General features: G+C 56.7%; 17 protein-coding genes and 1 tRNA gene. 12 read left to right on the forward strand and 6 right to left on the reverse strand.

Features of this window, described 5'->3' with window-relative positions; all coding sequences use genetic code 11:
- Positions 1–178 precede the first annotated feature (178 nt).
- Positions 179–775: a Crp/Fnr family transcriptional regulator gene (locus ACR0MP_RS04860; protein WP_480893699.1), complete on the forward strand. Its 597-nt coding sequence runs from the start codon at positions 179–181 to the stop codon at positions 773–775.
- A 7-nt stretch (positions 776–782) separates the two neighbouring features.
- Here the strand turns inward: ACR0MP_RS04860 and ACR0MP_RS04865 are convergent, their stop codons facing one another.
- On the reverse strand, positions 783–1,874 hold the full coding sequence (locus ACR0MP_RS04865; protein ID WP_170393011.1) for an AI-2E family transporter: 1,092 nt from the start codon (positions 1,872–1,874) through the stop codon (positions 783–785).
- Between the two features lie 158 nt (positions 1,875–2,032).
- Between ACR0MP_RS04865 and ACR0MP_RS04870 the strand changes: the two genes are divergently transcribed.
- The 3 genes from ACR0MP_RS04870 (at position 2,033) to ACR0MP_RS04880 (ending at position 5,080) form a co-directional block, all read left to right on the forward strand.
- Positions 2,033–2,890 carry a YihY/virulence factor BrkB family protein gene (locus ACR0MP_RS04870; RefSeq protein WP_170393012.1) on the forward strand — a complete coding sequence of 286 codons (858 nt, stop codon included), beginning with the start codon at positions 2,033–2,035 and terminating at the stop codon, positions 2,888–2,890.
- Positions 2,890–4,794, forward strand: coding sequence for a cytochrome c3 family protein (locus ACR0MP_RS04875; RefSeq protein WP_170735812.1), 1,905 nt, complete (start codon positions 2,890–2,892; stop codon positions 4,792–4,794). The genes ACR0MP_RS04870 and ACR0MP_RS04875 overlap by 1 nt, the downstream gene beginning before the upstream one ends.
- 91 nt (positions 4,795–4,885) lie before the next feature.
- Positions 4,886–5,080: a hypothetical protein gene (locus ACR0MP_RS04880; RefSeq protein ID WP_170734981.1), complete on the forward strand. Its 195-nt coding sequence runs from the start codon at positions 4,886–4,888 to the stop codon at positions 5,078–5,080.
- 6 nt (positions 5,081–5,086) lie between these two features.
- Here the strand turns inward: ACR0MP_RS04880 and ACR0MP_RS04885 are convergent, their stop codons facing one another.
- Together ACR0MP_RS04885 and ACR0MP_RS04890 are read right to left on the reverse strand one after the other, a co-directional pair.
- Complete coding sequence (locus tag ACR0MP_RS04885; protein ID WP_170646108.1) at positions 5,087–5,803, reverse strand: RlmE family RNA methyltransferase; 717 nt, start codon at positions 5,801–5,803, stop codon at positions 5,087–5,089.
- Complete coding sequence (locus ACR0MP_RS04890; RefSeq protein WP_170393015.1) at positions 5,803–6,915, reverse strand: Ppx/GppA phosphatase family protein; 1,113 nt, start codon at positions 6,913–6,915, stop codon at positions 5,803–5,805. Before ACR0MP_RS04890 ends, ACR0MP_RS04885 begins: the two co-directional genes overlap by 1 nt.
- Positions 6,916–7,156: 241 nt before the next feature.
- On the opposite strand from ACR0MP_RS04890, the gene ACR0MP_RS04895 reads away from it, so the two are divergent.
- From ACR0MP_RS04895 to ACR0MP_RS04910, 4 genes are all read left to right on the forward strand, one after another.
- On the forward strand, positions 7,157–7,453 hold the full coding sequence (locus ACR0MP_RS04895; protein ID WP_170734983.1) for a virulence factor: 297 nt from the start codon (positions 7,157–7,159) through the stop codon (positions 7,451–7,453).
- Positions 7,454–7,479: 26 nt separating this feature from the next.
- Positions 7,480–8,406 carry a methylenetetrahydrofolate reductase gene (locus ACR0MP_RS04900; RefSeq protein WP_170393017.1) on the forward strand — a complete coding sequence of 309 codons (927 nt, stop codon included), beginning with the start codon at positions 7,480–7,482 and terminating at the stop codon, positions 8,404–8,406.
- 9 nt (positions 8,407–8,415) lie between these two features.
- Positions 8,416–9,480, forward strand: coding sequence for a methyltetrahydrofolate cobalamin methyltransferase (locus tag ACR0MP_RS04905; protein WP_480887021.1), 1,065 nt, complete (start codon positions 8,416–8,418; stop codon positions 9,478–9,480).
- Positions 9,481–9,591: 111 nt separating this feature from the next.
- Positions 9,592–9,665, forward strand: a tRNA-Gly gene (locus ACR0MP_RS04910).
- 1 nt (position 9,666) lies between these two features.
- On the opposite strand, the gene ACR0MP_RS04915 is transcribed toward ACR0MP_RS04910, so the two are convergent.
- Together ACR0MP_RS04915 and ACR0MP_RS04920 are read right to left on the reverse strand one after the other, a co-directional pair.
- A complete protein-coding gene (locus ACR0MP_RS04915) occupies positions 9,667–10,524 on the reverse strand; it encodes a class I SAM-dependent methyltransferase (RefSeq protein WP_480887023.1) in 858 nt (285 codons plus the stop codon).
- A 24-nt stretch (positions 10,525–10,548) separates the two neighbouring features.
- Positions 10,549–12,594 carry an ASKHA domain-containing protein gene (locus tag ACR0MP_RS04920; RefSeq protein ID WP_170734988.1) on the reverse strand — a complete coding sequence of 682 codons (2,046 nt, stop codon included), beginning with the start codon at positions 12,592–12,594 and terminating at the stop codon, positions 10,549–10,551.
- A gap of 215 nt (positions 12,595–12,809) precedes the next feature.
- On the opposite strand from ACR0MP_RS04920, the gene guaB reads away from it, so the two are divergent.
- The 3 genes from guaB to ACR0MP_RS04935 all read left to right on the forward strand — a co-directional run bounded on the left by guaB (position 12,810) and on the right by ACR0MP_RS04935 (position 17,877).
- A complete protein-coding gene (gene guaB, locus ACR0MP_RS04925; protein ID WP_170405866.1) occupies positions 12,810–14,258 on the forward strand; it encodes an IMP dehydrogenase in 1,449 nt (482 codons plus the stop codon).
- Between the two features lie 60 nt (positions 14,259–14,318).
- Entirely contained in the window at positions 14,319–15,482 is a 1,164-nt protein-coding gene (locus tag ACR0MP_RS04930; protein ID WP_480887026.1) for an RsmB/NOP family class I SAM-dependent RNA methyltransferase, read from the forward strand.
- A gap of 103 nt (positions 15,483–15,585) precedes the next feature.
- Positions 15,586–17,877, forward strand: coding sequence for an ATP-binding protein (locus ACR0MP_RS04935; protein WP_480887028.1), 2,292 nt, complete (start codon positions 15,586–15,588; stop codon positions 17,875–17,877).
- A gap of 5 nt (positions 17,878–17,882) precedes the next feature.
- Here the strand turns inward: ACR0MP_RS04935 and ACR0MP_RS04940 are convergent, their stop codons facing one another.
- Positions 17,883–18,476 carry a sulfotransferase family 2 domain-containing protein gene (locus tag ACR0MP_RS04940; protein ID WP_170405857.1) on the reverse strand — a complete coding sequence of 198 codons (594 nt, stop codon included), beginning with the start codon at positions 18,474–18,476 and terminating at the stop codon, positions 17,883–17,885.
- 190 nt (positions 18,477–18,666) lie between these two features.
- Between ACR0MP_RS04940 and recA the strand changes: the two genes are divergently transcribed.
- Positions 18,667–19,731: a recombinase RecA gene (gene recA / locus ACR0MP_RS04945; RefSeq protein WP_170393025.1), complete on the forward strand. Its 1,065-nt coding sequence runs from the start codon at positions 18,667–18,669 to the stop codon at positions 19,729–19,731.
- Positions 19,732–19,856 lie beyond the last annotated feature (125 nt).

Consider the following 19,856-nt stretch of genomic DNA (forward strand, 5'->3'; position numbering starts at 1 on the left):
CGCGAAAATAGCCAGATTGCGGGATTCGTGTGTAAGTAATGTAGGCCAGTGAGCCTGATTGAAATTTATCATATGATGAAGTTTAAATATATAGATGGCACTAATTGAAACTGATCTAGACGCGCTGCAGGAAAGTTCCTGGTTCAAAACCAGATCTCCCGCCTTTCAGGATGCTCTGATGCGCAGCGCCGTGCGCCGAACTTACGGTGCTGACGAAGCTTTGTTTGTCCAGGGTGATCCCGCCAACGGGATCCACGCTGTATTGGATGGTAGTGTTAAGATCACCGTCCCCGCAGATGACGGTCAGGAATTTGTCATACACCAAGAGGGACGTGGCTTTTGGATCGGCGATCTCGCGTTGTTTGCGACTGCACATCGGCTGATCAGCGTGGTAGCGACTCGGCCAACCGAGACGCTTTTCTTGCCGGCCTCGCGGCTAGAACGCTTGGTGCAGGATTCTCCTGACTTTGTTCGGGATTTCTACGCCTTGAGTCATGAAAACATGCAAAAAGCCCTGCGTATCGTAGCCAATCTTGCGGTGACCGGCACCGAGAAACGGCTGGTTTTGAGGCTGCTGCATCTGGATGAGGTGACATCCGATGCAGAGGGTTGGATACCGGTTTCGCAGGAAGAGCTGGCGGTTATGATTGCAGTCTCTGCGCCAACGCTTCACAGAGCATTACACAGGCTTATCGAATTGGACTTGATCGAAGGCGGGTATGGTCGGCTGAGGTTGAAAGATCGACGCGCCCTCGTCGCTAGCTGTCAAAGTTGACGGACGTTCAAGCCGAATGTTCGGTTGACGACCGATCATCCTCGCCAAGCCTTCCATCCAAAGACATCAAGATCGCGACGGGGCGCAGCGCGGGGATGTGGCTGAAGATGATCAGGATGCAGACGGTCAAAGGCACACTCAGGAACGCTCCGATCAGACCCCAGACCGTAGTCCAGAAGGTCAACGCCAAAATCACTAGGAAGGTCGACATGTTCAGCGATCGGCCCAGCATAGCCGGATCCAGAAAGTTGCCGATTAGAAACTGTAGTGTGCCGCACCCCAGAACGATCACGAGAAATGGCCCGATCGTCTCAAACTGAACCAGAGCGATCATTGCGGGAAAGATAACGGCGATGATCGAACCGATTGACGGGATGAAATTCAGGGCGAAAGTCAGCACGGCCCAGGTTTCAGCATATTCCAGACCCAGCGCTTTGAATACGGCGTAGCTGATGGTGGCGGTGATCAGACTGATAAAGGTTTTCACGCCGACATATCGCTGCAGGCTGTACGAAATCGCATCCAGAACCAAGGCCAGGTCAGCCCCCAGCCGTGGGTTGCCGGCGGCAAGCTGGATTTTCTTGCGAAAGGCCAACCGCTCGGCCATCAGAAAGGCGACATAGAGGCTGATTAGGAAGAACTGGTTAAGCAGTGATGTGGCGCTGCCCAGCAATATCCGAGCGACATAGGACATATCGATGCTGACCAGATTGTCTCGGATAAAACTTGTGACATCGTTGCCGACCAACCCGGTAATTCTATGAACAGCCCCGTCAAACTGGCTTTCGTAGGTGTTGATCGAGCGTGCAAATTGCGTGGCCTGACTGCCCAGAATGTACATGATCATGAACAAACCGGCCAATACAACTGTTACTCCCGCGACATTCGCCAACCAGATTGGCACCCGCGTCACTGCAATGACCCGGTCGCTAAGGGCCAGGATCAGCACGTTGACCAGTAACGCCATGGTCAACGGCACCAGAAAGTTTGCCCCTGCATAGAGGCCAAGCACCATTAGCGTGGCCACGATCGCTACATCCCGCAATACGCTCAGTTGCGGACGCGCACGGGATGGGCTGTTTTCTGGGTCAGAGGTCATAAGATGGCCTTGGTCTGAGTGCTGCCTGGATGTGTTTTGATTGATCCTGCACAGGCTGGCGGGTTTATGCAATCCATACAGAAGGTTATACGCATGAAATCGGTGGCCTGATCCGATTGGCGGTTCTGCCAAAGGAAAAGGCAGGCTAGGCTAGCGCAATGCCAACTGTTTTGATTCCCTCGTTCGGCCAATTCCTGCGTGCGCTCTGGCTTGCTGTGCGCCGATTTAATGACAAAAACGGCTTCGTCATGAGCAGCCACGTCGCCATGTCGTTGATGATGGCCCTGTTTCCATTCGTTCTGTTCACGGTTGCGCTGGCAGGGGCCTTGTCACAGGGCTATGTGACCGATGAACTGATCGAACTGATATTTGGCGCCTGGCCCAAAGACGTGGCCGATCCCATCGTTTCAGAACTGCGTGCTGTTCTGGCCGGTGCGGGCTCGGGCGTGATCACTTTGGGTGGCTTGTTGGCGATCTACTTTGCCTCGAACGGAGTCGCCGCCGTGCGAAAGGCGATGGCGCAGGCCTATCACGACACGGACAATTGGCCCTTCTGGAAGACCCGACTGCTGTGCTTTGTGCTGGTCATAATCGGCGGTGCTGCCATTCTGGCCATCGCGGCGGTCGAAGTCGTTCTGCCGGTCTATACCCGTTTGGTTTCGGAAAAGACGGCAGTGGATGTGGACAACTGGCTGTCGGTGGATCGTCTGCGATGGACCTTTACCGTGGCTGTCCCAGCTGGCACCGTTCTTTTGGCCCATCTGATCTTGCCCACCCGACGGCACAGCCTACTACAAATCTTGCCGGGCGTAATCCTGACATTGGCTTTGTGGGCTGCAGGTGGATGGGGCTTTTCAATCTACATCGCCAAGTTTGCGACCTATAGCGCGACGTATGCCGGGCTTGCAGGGGCAATGGCAGCGCTGATTTTCCTGTACTTATGCTCGGCCATGCTGATCCTCGGGGCCGAATACAACGGTGCGCTTATCGATTTGCAAAACGAAGAGGGGCAATGATGTATCTCCGCGCTATCGTGATGACCGCGATCCTTTGGGCGACCGCGCAGCAGTCGCAGGCGCAGGACTATGTTGGATCAGACGCGTGCTCGGATTGTCATAAGGAAGAAACCGAAGCCTGGGAAAGCTCATACCATGCGCTTGCCTGGACCGAGGTGGAGGACGGCCATGTTAAGGCTGATTTCGATGGAACACGCTTCTCGCATGACGGAATGAGCGTGGCCTTTGCGGATCAAGATGGAGCTCTTACGGCGCAGGTCACCGAAAAGGACGGCGTTACAACGACCTATCCGGTCCATTCAGTGGTTGGTATCGCGCCGCTACAGCAATATCTTTTCGAAACCGAACCCGGCCGATTGCAGAGTTTTGATGTGGTTTGGGACGTCGAAAAGGGCCGTTGGTTCCACCTTTACCCGGATCAGGATCTGCCTCCGAATGATGGGCTGCACTGGACCGGTCCGTACAAAAATTGGAACGCCCGCTGTGCCGAGTGTCATGCGACCGGCTATGTGAAGAACTACGACTCTGAGGAAAGGCGCTATGCCTCGACACAGGTCGAAATTGGTGTCGGGTGCGAGGCTTGCCACGGGCCGGGTTCTGCGCATTTGGAGTGGACGACCGGAAAAGTGTTGCAAGACGGTTTGAGCGAGTTCGGATTCCCTACGACATGGGGCAGGGGGCAGACAGAAGCGGAAATTCAGCAATGCGCCGGCTGTCATTCCCGGCGCGAGGCGTTGGAAGATGGTAATCCGCTTCCCGGCAAGCCGTATCACGACGCCTATAACCTGGCGTTGCTGCGACCGGGTTTGTATCACCCAGATGGCCAGATTTTGGACGAGGTCTATGTTTATGGCTCATTCCTGCAGTCGCGCATGTATGCAGAAGGGGTGGGTTGTATGAATTGCCACGATCCGCACCGGGCTGAGGTGAAAGCCGAGGGTAATGGGTTGTGTACCCAATGCCACTCCCCCGCTGGCAACCCGGATTTCCCGACCCTTCGGCTGGCCGAATATGACACGCCCGCGCATCACCAACATGCTGAAAATTCTGCGGGTGGCCAATGCAAGAACTGCCACATGATCGAGCGTGTCTATATGGGGGTAGATGGCAGGCACGATCACAGCTTCCGCATTCCCCGCCCTGATCTGGGGCTCGGAACTGATGCCTGCACCGATTGCCATGCGGATGAAGATCAGTCTTGGGCGGCGCAGCAGATTGAACTCTGGTTCCCGGAATCATCCTATAGAGTGGCGCATTATGGCACGACATTTGCAGCAGCAGGCAGTGGTCAATTGGACGACCCTGAAACGCTGGTCGCGATCGCTCTGGATGAAGGGCAGGCAGGTATCGTTCGCGCAACCGCTCTGTATTTGTTGCAACCTTTTGCAACGCCTGATCTTGCCGAGCGTCTGGCACCGTTGCTGGCCGATCCGGACCCACTGATACGTGCCAATGGACCGGTACTGCAGCGTCAGGTTCCTGCCCAGTTGCGCGCTTCGCGGTTAGAGCCGTTGTTATCCGACCCCACGCGCAATGTACGCATCTCGGCTGCGAAAGAGTTCTTATCGATCCCAGCGCAGGCCATGACGCAAGACCAACGCGCAAGCGCGCAGCAGGGCATGGCGGATTGGCAACGTAGCATTTCCAATCGTTTGGACTTTCCTGAGACCCATTTGGTGTTGGGTGGTTGGGCGCTTACGCTCAGAAACGCACCGGCTGCAGAACGTGCGTTCCGAGAGGTTGTAACGCTCGACCCGCAGCGCGTTGAGGCTTGGCCGATGCTGGTTCAACTTGCCCACATCAATCGCGGTGTTCAGGCTGCGTTGGCGACATTGGACGAGGCCTTGTTAGTGCTTCCCGATGATCCGAACTTAGTGCAACTTGCGCAGGAACTCGGGAGATAGCTGGCATGGAACTGGCAGAATTGCGCCATCTTCGCGGCGCATTCTACGGTTAGCCAACCGGTATCAGCACTCGGATTGCTACAGGTGATGTATGCCGGATCGCACCGCTACCTTCGCAAAGCCGCTGACGGCGGCTCGTAAAACAACGCTTGACCAGCGTATTGAAGAGCTGCGCGCGCGCAAGCCTGTCGATATCAATCATGGCGAAGCACTATTGCTGCAAGGCATAGCTACAGCGTCTCTGCGGAAACAGAGCATAGCGCCGGGAAAGATCGATCTGGATTAACGCCGCTTAACCCCGGAAGCCGGTGGCGACAACAAACTTCTCGGAACTATCAGAACGTGAGGCCGGAGGCTTCACATTGGCAACCTTGTTGAATTTCTGCTTGAGCAGTTTCTGAAGGTCCCCCTCAGCCCCGCCAGCAAGCACCTTGGCAACGAAAGTGCCGCCCTCTTCCAGCACGTCGAACGCGAAATAAGCCGCCGTTTCGCACAGGGCCATGATCCGCAGGTGGTCAGTCTGTTTGTGGCCCGAAGACGCAGCCGCCATATCAGACATGACCACGTCCGCTTTGCCACCCAGCCAGTCCTTGACCTTCTGATCGGCGTCATCTTCCATGAAATCAAGGACATGCGCGGTGGCGCCGGCGACGGGCTCAACCTCTTGAAGGTCAACTCCCAGAACGGTGCCGACGCGCTTGGCGCTTTTCTCGCCGAGTGCATTGACGCGTTTCACGGCGACTTGCAGCCAGCCACCGGGCGCACAACCCAGATCGACCACGCGCGCGCCGGGTACGAGAAACCGGAACTTGTCGTCCAACTCAAGTATCTTGAATGCCGCGCGTCCGCGATAGCCTTCGACCTGCGCGCGTTTGACATAGGGGTCGTTCAACTGCCGTTCAAGCCAGCGGGTCGAGCTGAGCTTGCGCCCGCGCGCTGTCTTGACCTTCACCTTCAGGTCGCGTTGCCCGCGACCCGAGTTGCTTTTGCCAGTTGGTGTCTTCGCCATCAGAACGGTCCGTCTTCCAATACACCGTCCGCACTCATTTGCGCATAAAGCAAACCCTCGCGCAGCCCACGGTCCGCCACAGAAAGGCGATCGGTGGGCCAGCAGCGCAACAGCGCCTGCAAGATGGCCGAGCCGGACATGATCAGGGCCTGCCGATCTTCTCCGATCCGGGGATCACGGCGGCGCCCACGAGGGCCGAGTTCTAGATAGCCTCGTATCACCTTGTCAATCTGATCGCTGGTCATCCTCAATCCGTCCACCTTCGTCCGGTCATAGCGCTTGAGGCCAAGGTGTGAGGCGGCGACAGTGGTCACCGTTCCGCTGGTGCCCACAATCTGAAACCCTTCGCGGGCCTGTTCATCCTTGTAAGGTGCGAAATCGGCCAGATTTTCTTCGAAAAACCAGCTCATTAGCGCAAAACGCGCGGCATCGTCTTCGACGTCGTTGAACTGATCACGCAATGTTGCCACGCCCAGCGGGACGCTGATCCAATCGACCACCTTGGCCGCAGGGAAAGGGCTTTCTGGTGTGTGGAACCCGTTATGCAATCTCATAATCGCGGCAGGCCGATCCCGACGAGGAACAGAGGAGATGTCGATCCAGACCAATTCGGTTGAGCCGCCGCCGATATCGACGACCAACAATTGCTCGGTCTTGGTCGACACCAGCGGTGCACAGGAAATCACAGCCAGACGTGCTTCTTCCTCGGGCTGGATGATGTCGAGCGTCAGGCCGGTTTCGCGTTTAACTTGCCGGATGAAATCGCGGGAATTCTTGGCGCGACGGCAAGCCTCGGTTGCTATCAAGCGCATGCGCTTGACCTTGTTACGCTTGAGTTTTTGCTGACAAATCCGCAGCGCCTGAACGGTACGTGCCATGGACGCCCGCGACAATCGCCCGGTGCGTTCCAGACCGGCACCCAACTGCACCGATTTGGAGAAGCTGTCCACCACATGAAATCCACTGCCCTTGGGCTGGGCGATCAACATGCGGCAGCTATTTGTCCCCAAATCCAGTGCCGCATATAACGCATCTGGATCGGGTCTTGCCGGCGCGGGGCTTTCGACCGCTTTCGGGAACGCGCCCGCACCTCTGGGACGCTTGGGCGCCATCTTAAACGCCCTCCGATTTTCGAGTTACCCCGACCATAGGTCGCGCAATTGGATCACGCAAGACGCTCATTAAAGTCATTAGGATTTTGATGTTCGGTTTTGCCCACCAAGGCATTAAAAGCTGCGGTACGCAGCCGTGGGCAAAAAGGTCGCTGCAAATACGCCGTATGTCGAAAATCGACCGACTTGGACCCACATTGAAGTTTAGAACCGGTCCATCTGGTTAGGAGGAATCACGGTAATGCCTGACGTCACCATCGTATATTGGCGCGATATTCCCGCCCAAGTCATCGTCGGCAAGGGCCGTCGTGGCGCTAAGCGGCAGTTGGAAGAGCGGTTTGAACAAGCCATCGACCGGGCCGCAATGAAGGTGAACGCCAAGGAAAGTGATGCCTATCTGGCCGAGTGGCGCAAAGCCGAGCCTTTCGCAGTTGAGGGCGACCCGTCCGAAATTGCCGAAGCCGAGGCCGCGCGTTTGGAAACAGAGTACGATCAGGACCGTATCAAGACCCTGATCGCCAATGACGGTTGGGCATGAGCCCCAGATCTTTATGGGAGGCCGCTATGGCTTTGCTGAACTTCAAGAAACGTGATGCGGTCGAAAACGGCCCTGTGAACCCGACCGTCGAAGCCTTTTTGCAGGGCTACTCGATCGAGGTGATGCCGCGCACTGCGGAAAAGGTCGAAGATTTCCGCGCGCTGCTGCCAGAAGGCACCCGTGTCTACATCGCCCATATCGAGGGCACGCCAATCGAAGACATGGTCAAAACCGCCAAGCGCATCGCGGCCGAAGGTTACCCTGTCATGCCGCATTTCCCGGCACGGATCATCAAGGATGCCGCGACGCTGGAAAACTGGATTTCCATGTATCAGGGTGAAGCGGGTGTCGAGCAGGCGCTTCTGCTGGCCGGTGGGGTCGCCAAACCGCATGGTGATTTCGACAGCTCGATGCAGCTGCTGGAAACCGGACTGTTCGACAAGGCGGGGTTCAAGCGACTGCACGTAGCCGGTCACCCCGAAGGCAACAAGGATATCGATCCCGACGGCTCGACCAAGAATGTCGATGACGCGCTGCGCTGGAAGCAGAAGTTTTCGGAAACCACCGACGCCGAAATGGCGCTGGCCACTCAGTTTGCGTTCGACGCCAAGCCGATCATCGCTTGGGCAGATAGCCTGAAAGAAGCGGGTATTGATCTGCCGATCCATATCGGTATCGCGGGCCCGGCAAAGCTGCAGACGCTGATCAAATTCGCTATCGCCTGCGGCGTTGGTCCATCGCTGAAAGTCCTGCAGAAGCGCGCCATGGACGTGTCCAAGCTGCTGTTGCCTTACGAGCCAACCGATGTGGTCACCGAACTGGCCAATCACAAGGCAGCCAACCCGGATTTCAATATCACCAAGGTACACTTCTTCCCGCTGGGCGGGATCAAGACCAACGCCAACTGGGCGATCAACAACGGCGGCGCTTCGGCAAAGCCGGTTAACTCCTAAGGAACGGACATGACCCGTACAGTCGTAGAATCAAAAACAAAAACTGCCGTTCTGGGCTTTGACGAGCCATTCTGCGTTATCGGTGAGCGGATCAACCCAACGGGCCGTAAGAAACTGGCTGCCGAATTGGAAGCAGGCGATTTCTCGACAGTCGAAAAGGATGCTCTGGCGCAGGTCGCTGCAGGCGCGACCGTTCTGGATATCAACGCAGGTGTCGTCTACAACTCGAATCCCAACCCGAACGAGACCGAGCCGCCGCTGATGACCAAGATCGTCGAGCTGGTGCAGGGGCTTGTTGATGTTCCGCTTTGCATCGATTCCTCGGTTCCGGGCGCTTTGGAAGCCGGTCTTGAGGCGGCGGAAGGTCGTCCGCTGTTGAACTCGGTCACCGGTGAAGAAGAGCGTCTGGAACTGGTTCTGCCACTGGTCAAGAAATACAACGTACCCGTTGTGGCGATCTCGAACGATGACACCGGAATCTCGGAAGACCCCGATGTGCGTTTTGCCGTCGCCAAAACCATCGTTGAGCGTGCCGCCGATCACGGCATCCCGGCTCATGACATCGTGGTCGATCCGCTGGTCATGCCGATTGGTGCGATGGCAACTGCTGGCCAGCAGGTGTTTGCTCTGGTCCGTCGTCTGCGGGAAGAGCTGGGCGTGAACACAACATGCGGTGCGTCCAACATCTCGTTCGGCCTGCCGAACCGTCACGGTATCAACAACGCCTTCCTGCCGATGGCAATGGGTGCTGGAATGACTTCAGCGATCATGAACCCGGTGGCTCTGCCGGTTACGCAGAAGAAGATTGCTGAAAAGAAAGAGGCCGTTGCTGCCGCCGGTATCATTCTGCCCAAGGATATGGACGACGAAACCTTTGTACAGATGTTCGGTCTGGGTTCGACCCTTCCACGTGCGGGCAAAGAGATGGAGGCCATCCGCGCCGCCAACCTGCTGACCAACAACGACGCACATGGCGGTGAGTGGATCAGGTTCAACAAACCACCCGCCGAGGCCGGAGCCGAAGGCGAGGGTGCACGCGGACGTCGTGGCGGTGGCCGTCGTCGCCGCGCTTAAGGTAAATAAAACAATGGATTGGGCCGGATTTTTTGATCCGGCCTTTTGGCTTCGTCAGCGTTTGTTGACCCTTGAACCCCAGTAAAGAGCAGTGCTAATCAATGCCCAGCGGCGGGTATGATGTAATGGTAGCCTGTCAGCTTCCCAAGCTGAACGCGCGGGTTCGATTCCCGCTACCCGCTCCAATCATTCTGCGCGTCGGGCCTGATAGAGGTTGATCATCGCTGGGATGAGGATCTCCGAACCAGACTGATACTGTCGGAACTCTTCTGCGACCGCTTGTTGAATGGCGTCAGTATCAGCCTCACTCCCTTCGAAATGAGCAACAACACGGCCCGCAGGACCAACACGTGTCACCAGCCTCGCCGTGCCTTCAACGCCGCCAAAACCCGTCAGGTTCACTGTGATCGCGTCGCCGGTTATTTCAGACAACCCCGCTTGGGTCATCAGACCTTTGACATGGTCGATGTCGTGGAACGCCAGCGGCCCGGGCGCATAGCGGTCTACGCGGGGCGGTTGACCCATTCGCCGAACGGCGGCGACATGGGGTATCTTGAACCACGGGTTGACGTCCAATGGCCCCCAGGAAGCGAACGTCATTTGCCCACCGGGTTTCAGTGCCAAGGCGATGTTTCGGAATGCTGCGATCGAGTCGCTAAAAAACATGACACCAAACCGGGAGATTGCGGCATCCATTTGTCCGGGTTCAAACGCGTAGATTTGCGCATCCGCGTGCTGAAAAGTGATAGTCTGTATCCCGTTGCTTTCAGCACGTTTGGCTGCGCGGTCCAGAAACGGCTGCGATATATCGGCCGCCAATACGTGTCCTTCGGCCCCAACCGCGCGCGCCGCTGCGATTGCACTGACGCCTGTGCCGCATCCGATATCCAGCACTTGCATACCCGCCGACAGGGCGGCCCGGTCCAGAACGAGATCAAGAACGGGCGCGAAGGCGTGGTCAAGCTGATCCTCAAAGGTCAGCCATTTGGTGCCTTGTTCCGAGTTTCCCCAGAATTCCGCCTGTTCCTCGTTCACTGATGTCATATTCGCCTCCTGTGGATGGGGCGACTATGACCGCCGGCGGCGTCGACGGCCAGATTTTTCATCATCCCCGCCGCCGGTATTGAAGGACGGAGCGGGCAGGGTGACGACCTGGGCCAATTCAGGGAACGGATCGGTTTTGTGCGGGATCGCATTGGCGGCGACGAAATGGTCTTGAAACTTGGGTTCGATTGCCGTTTCGACCTTGGTGATCTCGCGCACCACGCGTTCGATCTCGGCCCGCGATCCGATGTTACACAGCGCGATCCGGGCACCGGTTCCAGCGGCATTACCCGCGCTGGAGACCTTCTCCAGCGGTGCATCAGGGATCATACCCAGCACCATCGCGTGTTTGGTCGAAATATGCGCGCCGAAGGCACCGGCAAGTACCACGCGATCCACACGGTCAACCTCCATCTCATCCATTAGGAGACGCGCTCCGGCGTAGAGCGCGGATTTAGCCAACTGGATGGCACGGATATCACCCTGAGTTACTGTGATACGCGGACCGCCCTCGGCGCTGGCATCGTGGATCAGATAGGAGTTGGTGCGGCCTTCGGGAACGCAACGCGGTGTGCCCGTCTGCGCGGCCGAGCCGATCAGCCCGCTTTCGTCCAGAAGACCTGCAATGCGCATCTCGGCCACGGCCTCGATAATGCCTGAGCCGCAGATACCGGTGATGCCCGTGGTGGCAATGTCCTGATCAAAGCCTTCGTCATTCGACCATTTCTCGGACCCGATCACGCGGAAACGCGGTTCTTTGGTGACAGGATCGATTTCGATTCGTTCAATCGCACCGGGCGCGGCTCTCTGGCCCGAGCTGATCTGGGCACCCTCAAATGCGGGGCCGGTGGGTGACGAACAGGCCAGAACGCGGTGGGTGTTGCCCAGCAAGATTTCCGCATTGGTACCCACATCCACGATCAGTACCAGATCGTCGGACTTGCCGGGTTCCTCGGATAGGGCAACGGCAGCGCAGTCCGCACCCACATGGCCCGCAATACACGGCAGGATGTAGACCTGCGCGCGCGGATTCATCGTGGTCAGGTCCATCTCATGCGCAGGCAGGGACATGCTTTCAGACGTCGCGAGCGCAAATGGCGCCTGACCCAGTTCGACTGGGTCCAGACCCAGCAAAAGATGGTGCATGACCGGATTGCAGACGAACACCGCTTCGACGATCAAAGCGGCATCGATCCCGGCCTCATCAGCGATTGAAGTGGTCAGATCGTTGATCGCTTCGCGCACGGCCCGAGTCATTTCCTTGTCGCCACCGGGATTCATCATGGCGTAAGACACGCGGCTCATCAGGTCTTCGCCGAAACGAATTTGCGGGTTCATCAGGCCGGAAGAAGCCTTGACTTCACCTGTTTCCAGATCGGTCAGGTGCGCAGCGATGGTGGTCGAGCCGAGGTCGATAGCCAGACCGTAAAGCCCATGTTCGTGCAGGCCGGGCCAAATTTCGACGATACGGGCTACGTTGTCCTTGTGGCCTTTGTGGACGGCGACCGTGACCTCCCATTTCCCTTTGCGCAGCACTGGCTGCAGCTTGGACATCAGCGACAGATCGGCGGTAATCGCATCGATCTTCCATTGTTCGCGCAAGGCGCGTTCTAACCGTTCCAGATCGCCTGTGGGCGAGTGCATGTCGGGTTGTTCCACCACCACGAAATACAGGCGTGTTGCAGGGTCCATGGTGATGGCGCGGGCGGCGGCGGCCTTGCGGACCACCTGACGGTGAACCTGGCTTTCAGGAGGCACGTCGATCACCACGTCACCCTGAACCGAGGCCTGACAGCCCAAACGGCGCCCGGGTTTCAAGCCTCGCTTGTCGTCATATCGCTGTTCAACCGCGTTCCATTCGCTCAGCGCGTCCTCCGAGACGGTCACGCCATGCTTGGGAAACTCGCCATAGCTGGGGGTGATCTGACATTTCGAACAAATACCGCGTCCACCGCAGACTGAATCAAGATCGACACCCAACTGGCGCGCTGCCGTCAGGATTGGCGTGCCAACGGGAAAGTGTCCGCGTTTGCCGGACGGGGTAAAAACGACAAGAGGATCGGTGGTCATGAATGGCCTGCCTTTGTATTCGCGCGTATGCCGGCGAACATATGGGTTTGAACGCAAAGGGAAAGGGCATTCAGCGGCACGTTTTGCATTGCTTGCGTCGTTTTCGGGCGTGGCAGAAGCCCGCAGGGGAAAACAACTTGGGTTCGGGGCTTTCCCTCTGGTGAAATCCATGCAATAGGGTCACCGTCAAACGGGCTTTTGCATGGGGTTATCAAATGCAGATTCGTGAGGCACTCACCTTCGACGACGTTCTTCTGGTTCCGGGCGCATCTTCTGTGCTGCCGGCAACCGCTGATACCACCACGCGCGTGACGCGTGAGATTACGATGAACATCCCGCTGCTAAGCTCGGCGATGGACACGGTGACCGAGGCGCGTATGGCTATCGCCATGGCGCAGGCTGGAGGCATCGGCGTGGTGCACAAAAACCTCTCGGTCGAGGAACAGGCTCGTGAAATTCGGCGGGTAAAGCGGTTCGAATCCGGTATCGTCTATAACCCGGTCACGCTGCGCGCGGATCAAACATTGGCAGATGCTCAGGCTTTGGTAGAGCGCTACAACTTCACCGGCTTCCCGGTCGTTGAAGAAAGCGGTCGTGTCGTCGGCATTGTCACCAACCGAGATATGCGCTTTGCGACCTCGGATGACACGCCGATCAAAGCGATGATGACCTCTGACAATCTGGCGATGCTGCAAGAGCCCGCCGATCTGGAAGAGGCCAAAAGCCTCATGCGTGCGCGTCGGATCGAAAAATTGCTGGTCGTCGATGGCGAGGGCAAGCTGACGGGCTTACTGACGCTGAAAGATACCGAGCAGGCCGTGCTGAACCCTACAGCCTGCAAGGACCGGTTGGGCCGTCTGCGTGTGGCTGCTGCAACCTCGGTCGGAGACGCTGGGTTCGAGCGGTCAGAGCAGTTGGTCGATTCCGGGGTCGATATCATTGTTGTGGATACCGCACATGGTCATTCGCAAGGGGTTCTGGACGCGGTGAAACGTGCCAAGACGCTGTCGAATGAGGTTCAGATCATCGCCGGTAACGTCGCCACTGCCGAGGCCACCAAAGCGCTGATCGATGCAGGTGCAGACGCGATCAAAGTGGGCATCGGGCCCGGCTCGATCTGTACCACACGGATGGTCGCGGGTGTTGGCGTCCCTCAGTTGACGGCCATCATGGATTGTGCCGCTGCGGCGGGGGAAGTTCCGGTCATTGCTGATGGTGGCATCAAATTCTCGGGCGATTTCGCCAAGGCGATTGCGGCAGGGGCATCTTGCGCCATGGTGGGTTCGATGATTGCGGGCACGGATGAAAGCCCGGGCGAGGTGATCCTCTATCAAGGCCGCTCGTTCAAATCGTATCGCGGCATGGGAAGTCTGGGTGCGATGGCGCGCGGCTCGGCGGATCGATATTTCCAGAAGGACGCCGCGAATGACAAGCTGGTGCCCGAAGGGATCGAAGGCCAGGTGCCGTACAAAGGGTCCGCAAGTGCTGTTGTGCACCAACTGGTTGGAGGTTTGCGCGCGGCGATGGGCTATACCGGTTGTGCCACCGTCGATGAGATGCGCCAGAACTGCAACTTTGTCAAAATCACTGGCGCAGGTTTGAAGGAAAGCCATGTGCATGACGTTCAGATCACACGGGAAAGCCCCAATTATCGCGTGATGTAAGTTTGTGAGACCCTTCAGGGGGTCTCTCGAAATTGATCGTGTAGACGAACGGAAAACGCGATGACACCTGCTGCTCGGGTACAGGCCTCGATAGAGATCCTCGATGACATTCTTGCCGGTGCACCGGTCGAGAAGGCGTTGACCGGCTGGGCTCGACGCAGTCGGTTCGCGGGATCTAAGGATCGCGCTGCGATCCGGGATCATGTGTTTGATGCATTGCGGTGCAAGCGATCCTTCTCGGCGCTCGGTGGATCCGAGACGGGGCGCGGCCTGATTATCGGTGCCGCCCGATCCTTGGGCTCAGACCTAACGTCAGTATTTTCGAGCGCGCGATATGCACCCGCAGAGGTAACCGAGGCTGACCAACCCAGGTCATTTCGGAGCGACGCAGAACGTCTGGATATCCCCGAGTGGTTGTGGCCCCAATTTCAGGCCGCGTTGAAGGACGAAGCTGAACTTGCCGCAGCCGCGCTACAATCGCGCGCTCCGATTCATCTGAGGGTCAACCTGCTGAAAACTGACCTGCCTACAGCCATTCAACGACTGGCTGCCGAGGAGATCACGGCGCATCCACATCCGGCCTGCGATACTGCATTGGAAGTTACCGAGGGCGCACGCAAGATATCTCAGAGCGATCCGTATACAGATGGGCTGGTTGAGTTGCAGGATGCCGCAAGCCAGGCGGTTGTTGCCGCGCTTGATTTGCAGCCAGGCATGCGAGTTCTGGACTACTGTGCAGGCGGCGGTGGTAAGGCTTTGGCATTGGCGGCAAGGGCCCCCGGCGTTCACGTCTTTGCCCATGATGCCAGTCCCAAACGCATGCGGGATTTGTCAGCACGCGCGGCAAGGGCGGGCGCAGATGTCACGATCTTGACCACAGGCCAAGTCTCCAGTCAGGCGCCGTTCGATGTCGTTTTGACAGATGTGCCCTGTTCCGGCAGCGGATCGTGGCGCCGCGCACCGGCAGGGAAATGGGCGCTTACACCGGAGCGCTTGGACGAGCTGACGCAGATTCAGGCCGCTATTCTACAAGATGTTTCACCTCTCGTTGCGCCCAAAGGCGTGCTTGCTTATGCGACCTGCTCGATGCTGACGATTGAAAACGACGGCATTATTGATGGATTCTTGGCCAGCAATCCCGAATGGCAGAGCGGATACCGCAAAACGTGGCTGGTTTCACACGGGACCGATGGATTTTTCACAGCACACTTGACGCGAATATAAACTTTAAAACACAACCTTAAGAAGTTTATGTCACTGATCATTAAGCAGCAATTAACCATTGCAGGCAGATATTGATCAGAAATTGTAATAATCCGGGCTGTTTATGTCTATTCAATCTGAATTTACCCCCTCTCGATCAAGTGGATGGGGCATCGATCGTGGGCGCTATGCCTCGCTGGCATTGATCGCCATTTTATTGAGCGTACTTTCCTTCTTTGACGTCTTGCCGCCACGGTTAAGTGCCGGGGTCGCAGCCGTTGGCTTGTCCTTCCTGGTAGTAGTGGTCTTTGCATTGGCGCGTGCTTGGATATTGAATCAGATCGAAGCGCAAACATACGCTGCGATGACGGGTTTTCTAGAGCAAGAAACCGATGCCTGTGTCATTTCGGATGCGACGGGCGAGGTGCTAGTTGCAAACGCTCAGGCCAATGCGCGTCTTATTCGGAACGCGGGTACGCGACTAGATGAGTCTCTGCGTACCGTATTTGCAAACCCGTCGGCGGCGCTGTTGCGTTTGCAGTCTCATGCCCTGAAACGGGGTTTTTGGGAAGAAGATGTTGTCACGCGCGGACAAACAATACCGGTGTCTGTTTCAAAGCTGGGTGAAAATCGGTTTTGCTGGCGTTTTAGGATAGATGCACCCCAGATCTGGCGCAGCGTGCAGCGGCCGGTTCTGACGGTCGGACGAAATGACGTGGTGCTGGATGCCAATGATGCGGCTATCGAGCTTTTTGGTCAGATTCCCACATGCCTCAAGCCGATGGTTCAGGCTGGCGGTGCAGTTGATGGTAGCATCATACAGATTAAAACCGGGGAACCTGAAGCACCATTCGCTGTCACAACGCTAAGGCACAGCGGTATTGTGCGTGAGTTGCTTTTAACGCCGCTGCAGCACGCCGAAGGACCGCAGCACACGACATCATTTGCAGATTTGCCAGTTGCGATCATGTGCATGTCTCCCGATGGAGATGTTAGCGAAGCAAACCACCTCGCGGTTGAATTGGTCGGTGAGATCCAACCGGGGCCGACGAATATCGAAAGCATGATGCAGGGGCTCGGCTATCCGATCAGGGACTGGCTGGCGAGTGCTGCCGAACAAGGCGCAGCACCGCGGTCTGAATTCCTGCGTTTGGTGCGCAAGGACAAAGAGGTATTTGTGCAAGTTACGCTGTCACGGATTCTCAGGGATGGTCAGGTCTGTCTTATTGCGGTTCTGAACGATGCCACCGAACTGAAAACGATGGAGGCGCAGTTTGTTCAAGGCCAGAAGATGCAAGCCGTTGGGCAATTGGCGGGCGGGGTGGCACATGATTTCAATAACTTGCTGACGGCGATTTCGGGGCATTGTGATCTGTTGCTGTTGCGCCATGACCAAGATGACCCGAATTACGGCGATCTTGTACAGATCAATCAGAACGCCAACCGTGCTGCAGCGTTGGTCAGCCAGCTTCTGGCCTTTTCGCGCAAACAAACGCTCCGGCCCGAAGTGCTGGATCTGCGAGATACGATTTCAGACCTTATCCATTTGCTAAACCGTCTTGTGGGCGAGAAGGTCCGCCTGACGCTCAGTCATGATCCGGTGCTCAAATCCGTCTGCGCGGACAAGCGCCAGTTAGAGCAGGTTTTGATGAACCTGGTCGTCAATGCGCGTGATGCGATGCCCGAGGGTGGGGAGATTCGGATCGAGACCGAAGTAGTGACGTTGGATCAATCGATCACGCGCGATCGGGCTACGGTACAGCCGGGGGAATATGTTACGGTCAAAGTCATCGATAGCGGCATCGGGATTCCTGCAGACAAACTGCAAAAGGTGTTTGAGCCATTTTATACGACCAAACGCACAGGCGAGGGGACGGGGCTGGGGCTATCGACTGTTTACGGGATCGTAAAACAGACTGGTGGTTTCATATTTGTCGACAGTGTGCAGGACCGGGGAACGGAATTCACCGTGCTCTTGCCTGTGAGTTCCCGGGTCCAAGAATCGGAGCCTGAGGTACCCGATACGTCAGAGGTGCAAAGTTCCCGATTGGGTGAAGGCGTGGTTTTGTTGGTCGAAGACGAAGCCCCGGTGCGCGCCTTCGCGACTCGGGCGCTTCGCTTGAAAGGCTACACTGTGCTTGAAGCTGAATCAGCCGAAGATGCGCTGCAATTGTTGGACGACCCCAATTTGCTGGTGGATGTTTTTGTTACCGATGTCGTCATGCCCGGAATGGACGGCCCGACCTGGGTGCGCGAGGCCATGAAAACACGGCCTGACGTGCGGGTGGTCTTCATGTCAGGCTATACTGAAGGGGCGTTCGGCGAATCTGGTCCTCAGATCGAAAATTCCACCTTCCTGCCCAAGCCGTTTTCGTTGACCCAGCTGACCGAAGCGGTGTTTCAGCAAATGAATTGAAAACGCTATTCGGCAGCACGATACAATGCGTATTCTGCGGCGTTCAATGATTGGAACCGGAGTTCAGTTTGTTTTGAGAAGTCCATCGGGCAAGCGGGCGAGACGTTCTCACGCGGTAGATCGATTTTACATTCCAGCCGATTCTGAAGGAAATCCAGTATCTTTTGCTGGCTGTCATATTTGAAGATATGCGCAACACCTTTACCGTTACTGCGGGGTTGCAAAAAATCGGTTTGGCATCCCACATCTGCGTAGACCGGGCGGGGGGTTTGCATATAGGCGTCAAGGAATGCCTCGAAGCTTAAACCTTTTGTGGAATGCGGATGACCTGCCAATTCGGCGCGCGTTCGATATCGATACCAACTTCCCAACCAATCGACAGGTTCGCGCACAATGGCCATGACGTCCATTTCTGCATCAAACATCTTGCGAAACATGGTCTGGAAGAAACGATCATAGCGACGCATGTTCGCATGTTTCAGGTCTGTTGGTCCGGACACGACGATATCGGCCCTATCGCGTAAAGCTGATTGATACGCGGTGGAGCCGGTCTTTGGAACAGACAGAAGCGCAAGCCGCTTTTCATAGAAAACAAGCATTTATCTTTTCTCTTCAATGCCTTTCATGTCTCAGATTGTCGTAAACGACTCTTTAACACAATTGCTGAAGAGTAGTTTTCATAAGTTTTAGTTGAAATGTTCTCTTTTTGGTCCCATAAGGAACAAGAGGCGAACAAAGCAGCGATTGCCGCCCGATCAAGGGTGTGACAAAAGAGAAGGCGACAGGACAATGGCGGATCTTCTGACGATGAGCGACAAGAAAAACGCAGACAAGCAAAAGGCGCTCGACAGCGCATTGGCCCAGATCGAACGGCAGTTCGGCAAAGGCTCGATCATGAAGTTGGGCGAAGATTCCAAGCAGGATATCGATGCGAGTTCGACCGGATCGCTGGGCTTGGATATCGCTCTGGGGATCGGCGGCTTGCCGATGGGCCGGATCGTCGAGATTTATGGCCCGGAAAGCTCGGGTAAGACCACGCTGACGCTGCACTGCATCGCTGAACAGCAAAAACGCGGCGGAGTCTGCGCGTTCGTCGACGCAGAACATGCACTGGACCCTCAATATGCGCGCAAGCTGGGTGTGGATCTGGATGAATTGCTGATCTCTCAGCCCGACACCGGCGAGCAGGCCCTTGAGATCACCGACACCTTGGTGCGGTCGGGGGCCGTGAACATGGTCGTGGTCGACTCGGTTGCGGCGCTGACGCCGAAATCCGAGTTGGAAGGCGACATGGGTGACAGCAGCGTGGGTGTTCAGGCCCGGCTGATGAGCCAGGCGATGCGCAAGCTGACCGGCTCGATCAATCGCTCGAACTGCATGGTGATCTTCATCAACCAGATCAGGATGAAGATCGGTGTGATGTTTGGCAGCCCGGAAACCACTACCGGTGGTAATGCGTTGAAATTCTACAGCTCGGTCCGTCTGGATATTCGCCGTATCGGTGCGATCAAGGATCGGGACGAAGTTGTGGGCAACCAGACCCGCGTCAAGGTCGTCAAGAACAAGGTGGCACCGCCGTTCAAGCAGGTGGAATTCGACATCATGTATGGCGAAGGCATCAGCAAAATGGGTGAGCTTCTGGATCTGGGCGTCAAGGCCGGTGTGGTCGAAAAGTCGGGTTCGTGGTTTAGCTACGGTGATGAGCGGATCGGGCAGGGGCGTGAGAATGCCAAGCAATATCTACGTGACAATTCCCGTGCGGCGCTCGAGATCGAAGACAAAATACGTGCCGCCCATGGGTTAGACTTTGAAATGCCACCCGAGGCGGAAGAGGATGACATCCTCGAAGCTTAAAGCGTGCCTGAGGGGGAACCAAAGAAATCCCCCGGCACCCCGTTAGTGCTGAATCTATCTGGAACAGGGTGGCCCCTAGGGGCCGCCTTGTTTCGTTTCGGATGGGCCAATGCTGTGGACACTCT

Source organism: Ruegeria sp. K3, from assembly GCF_056531845.1.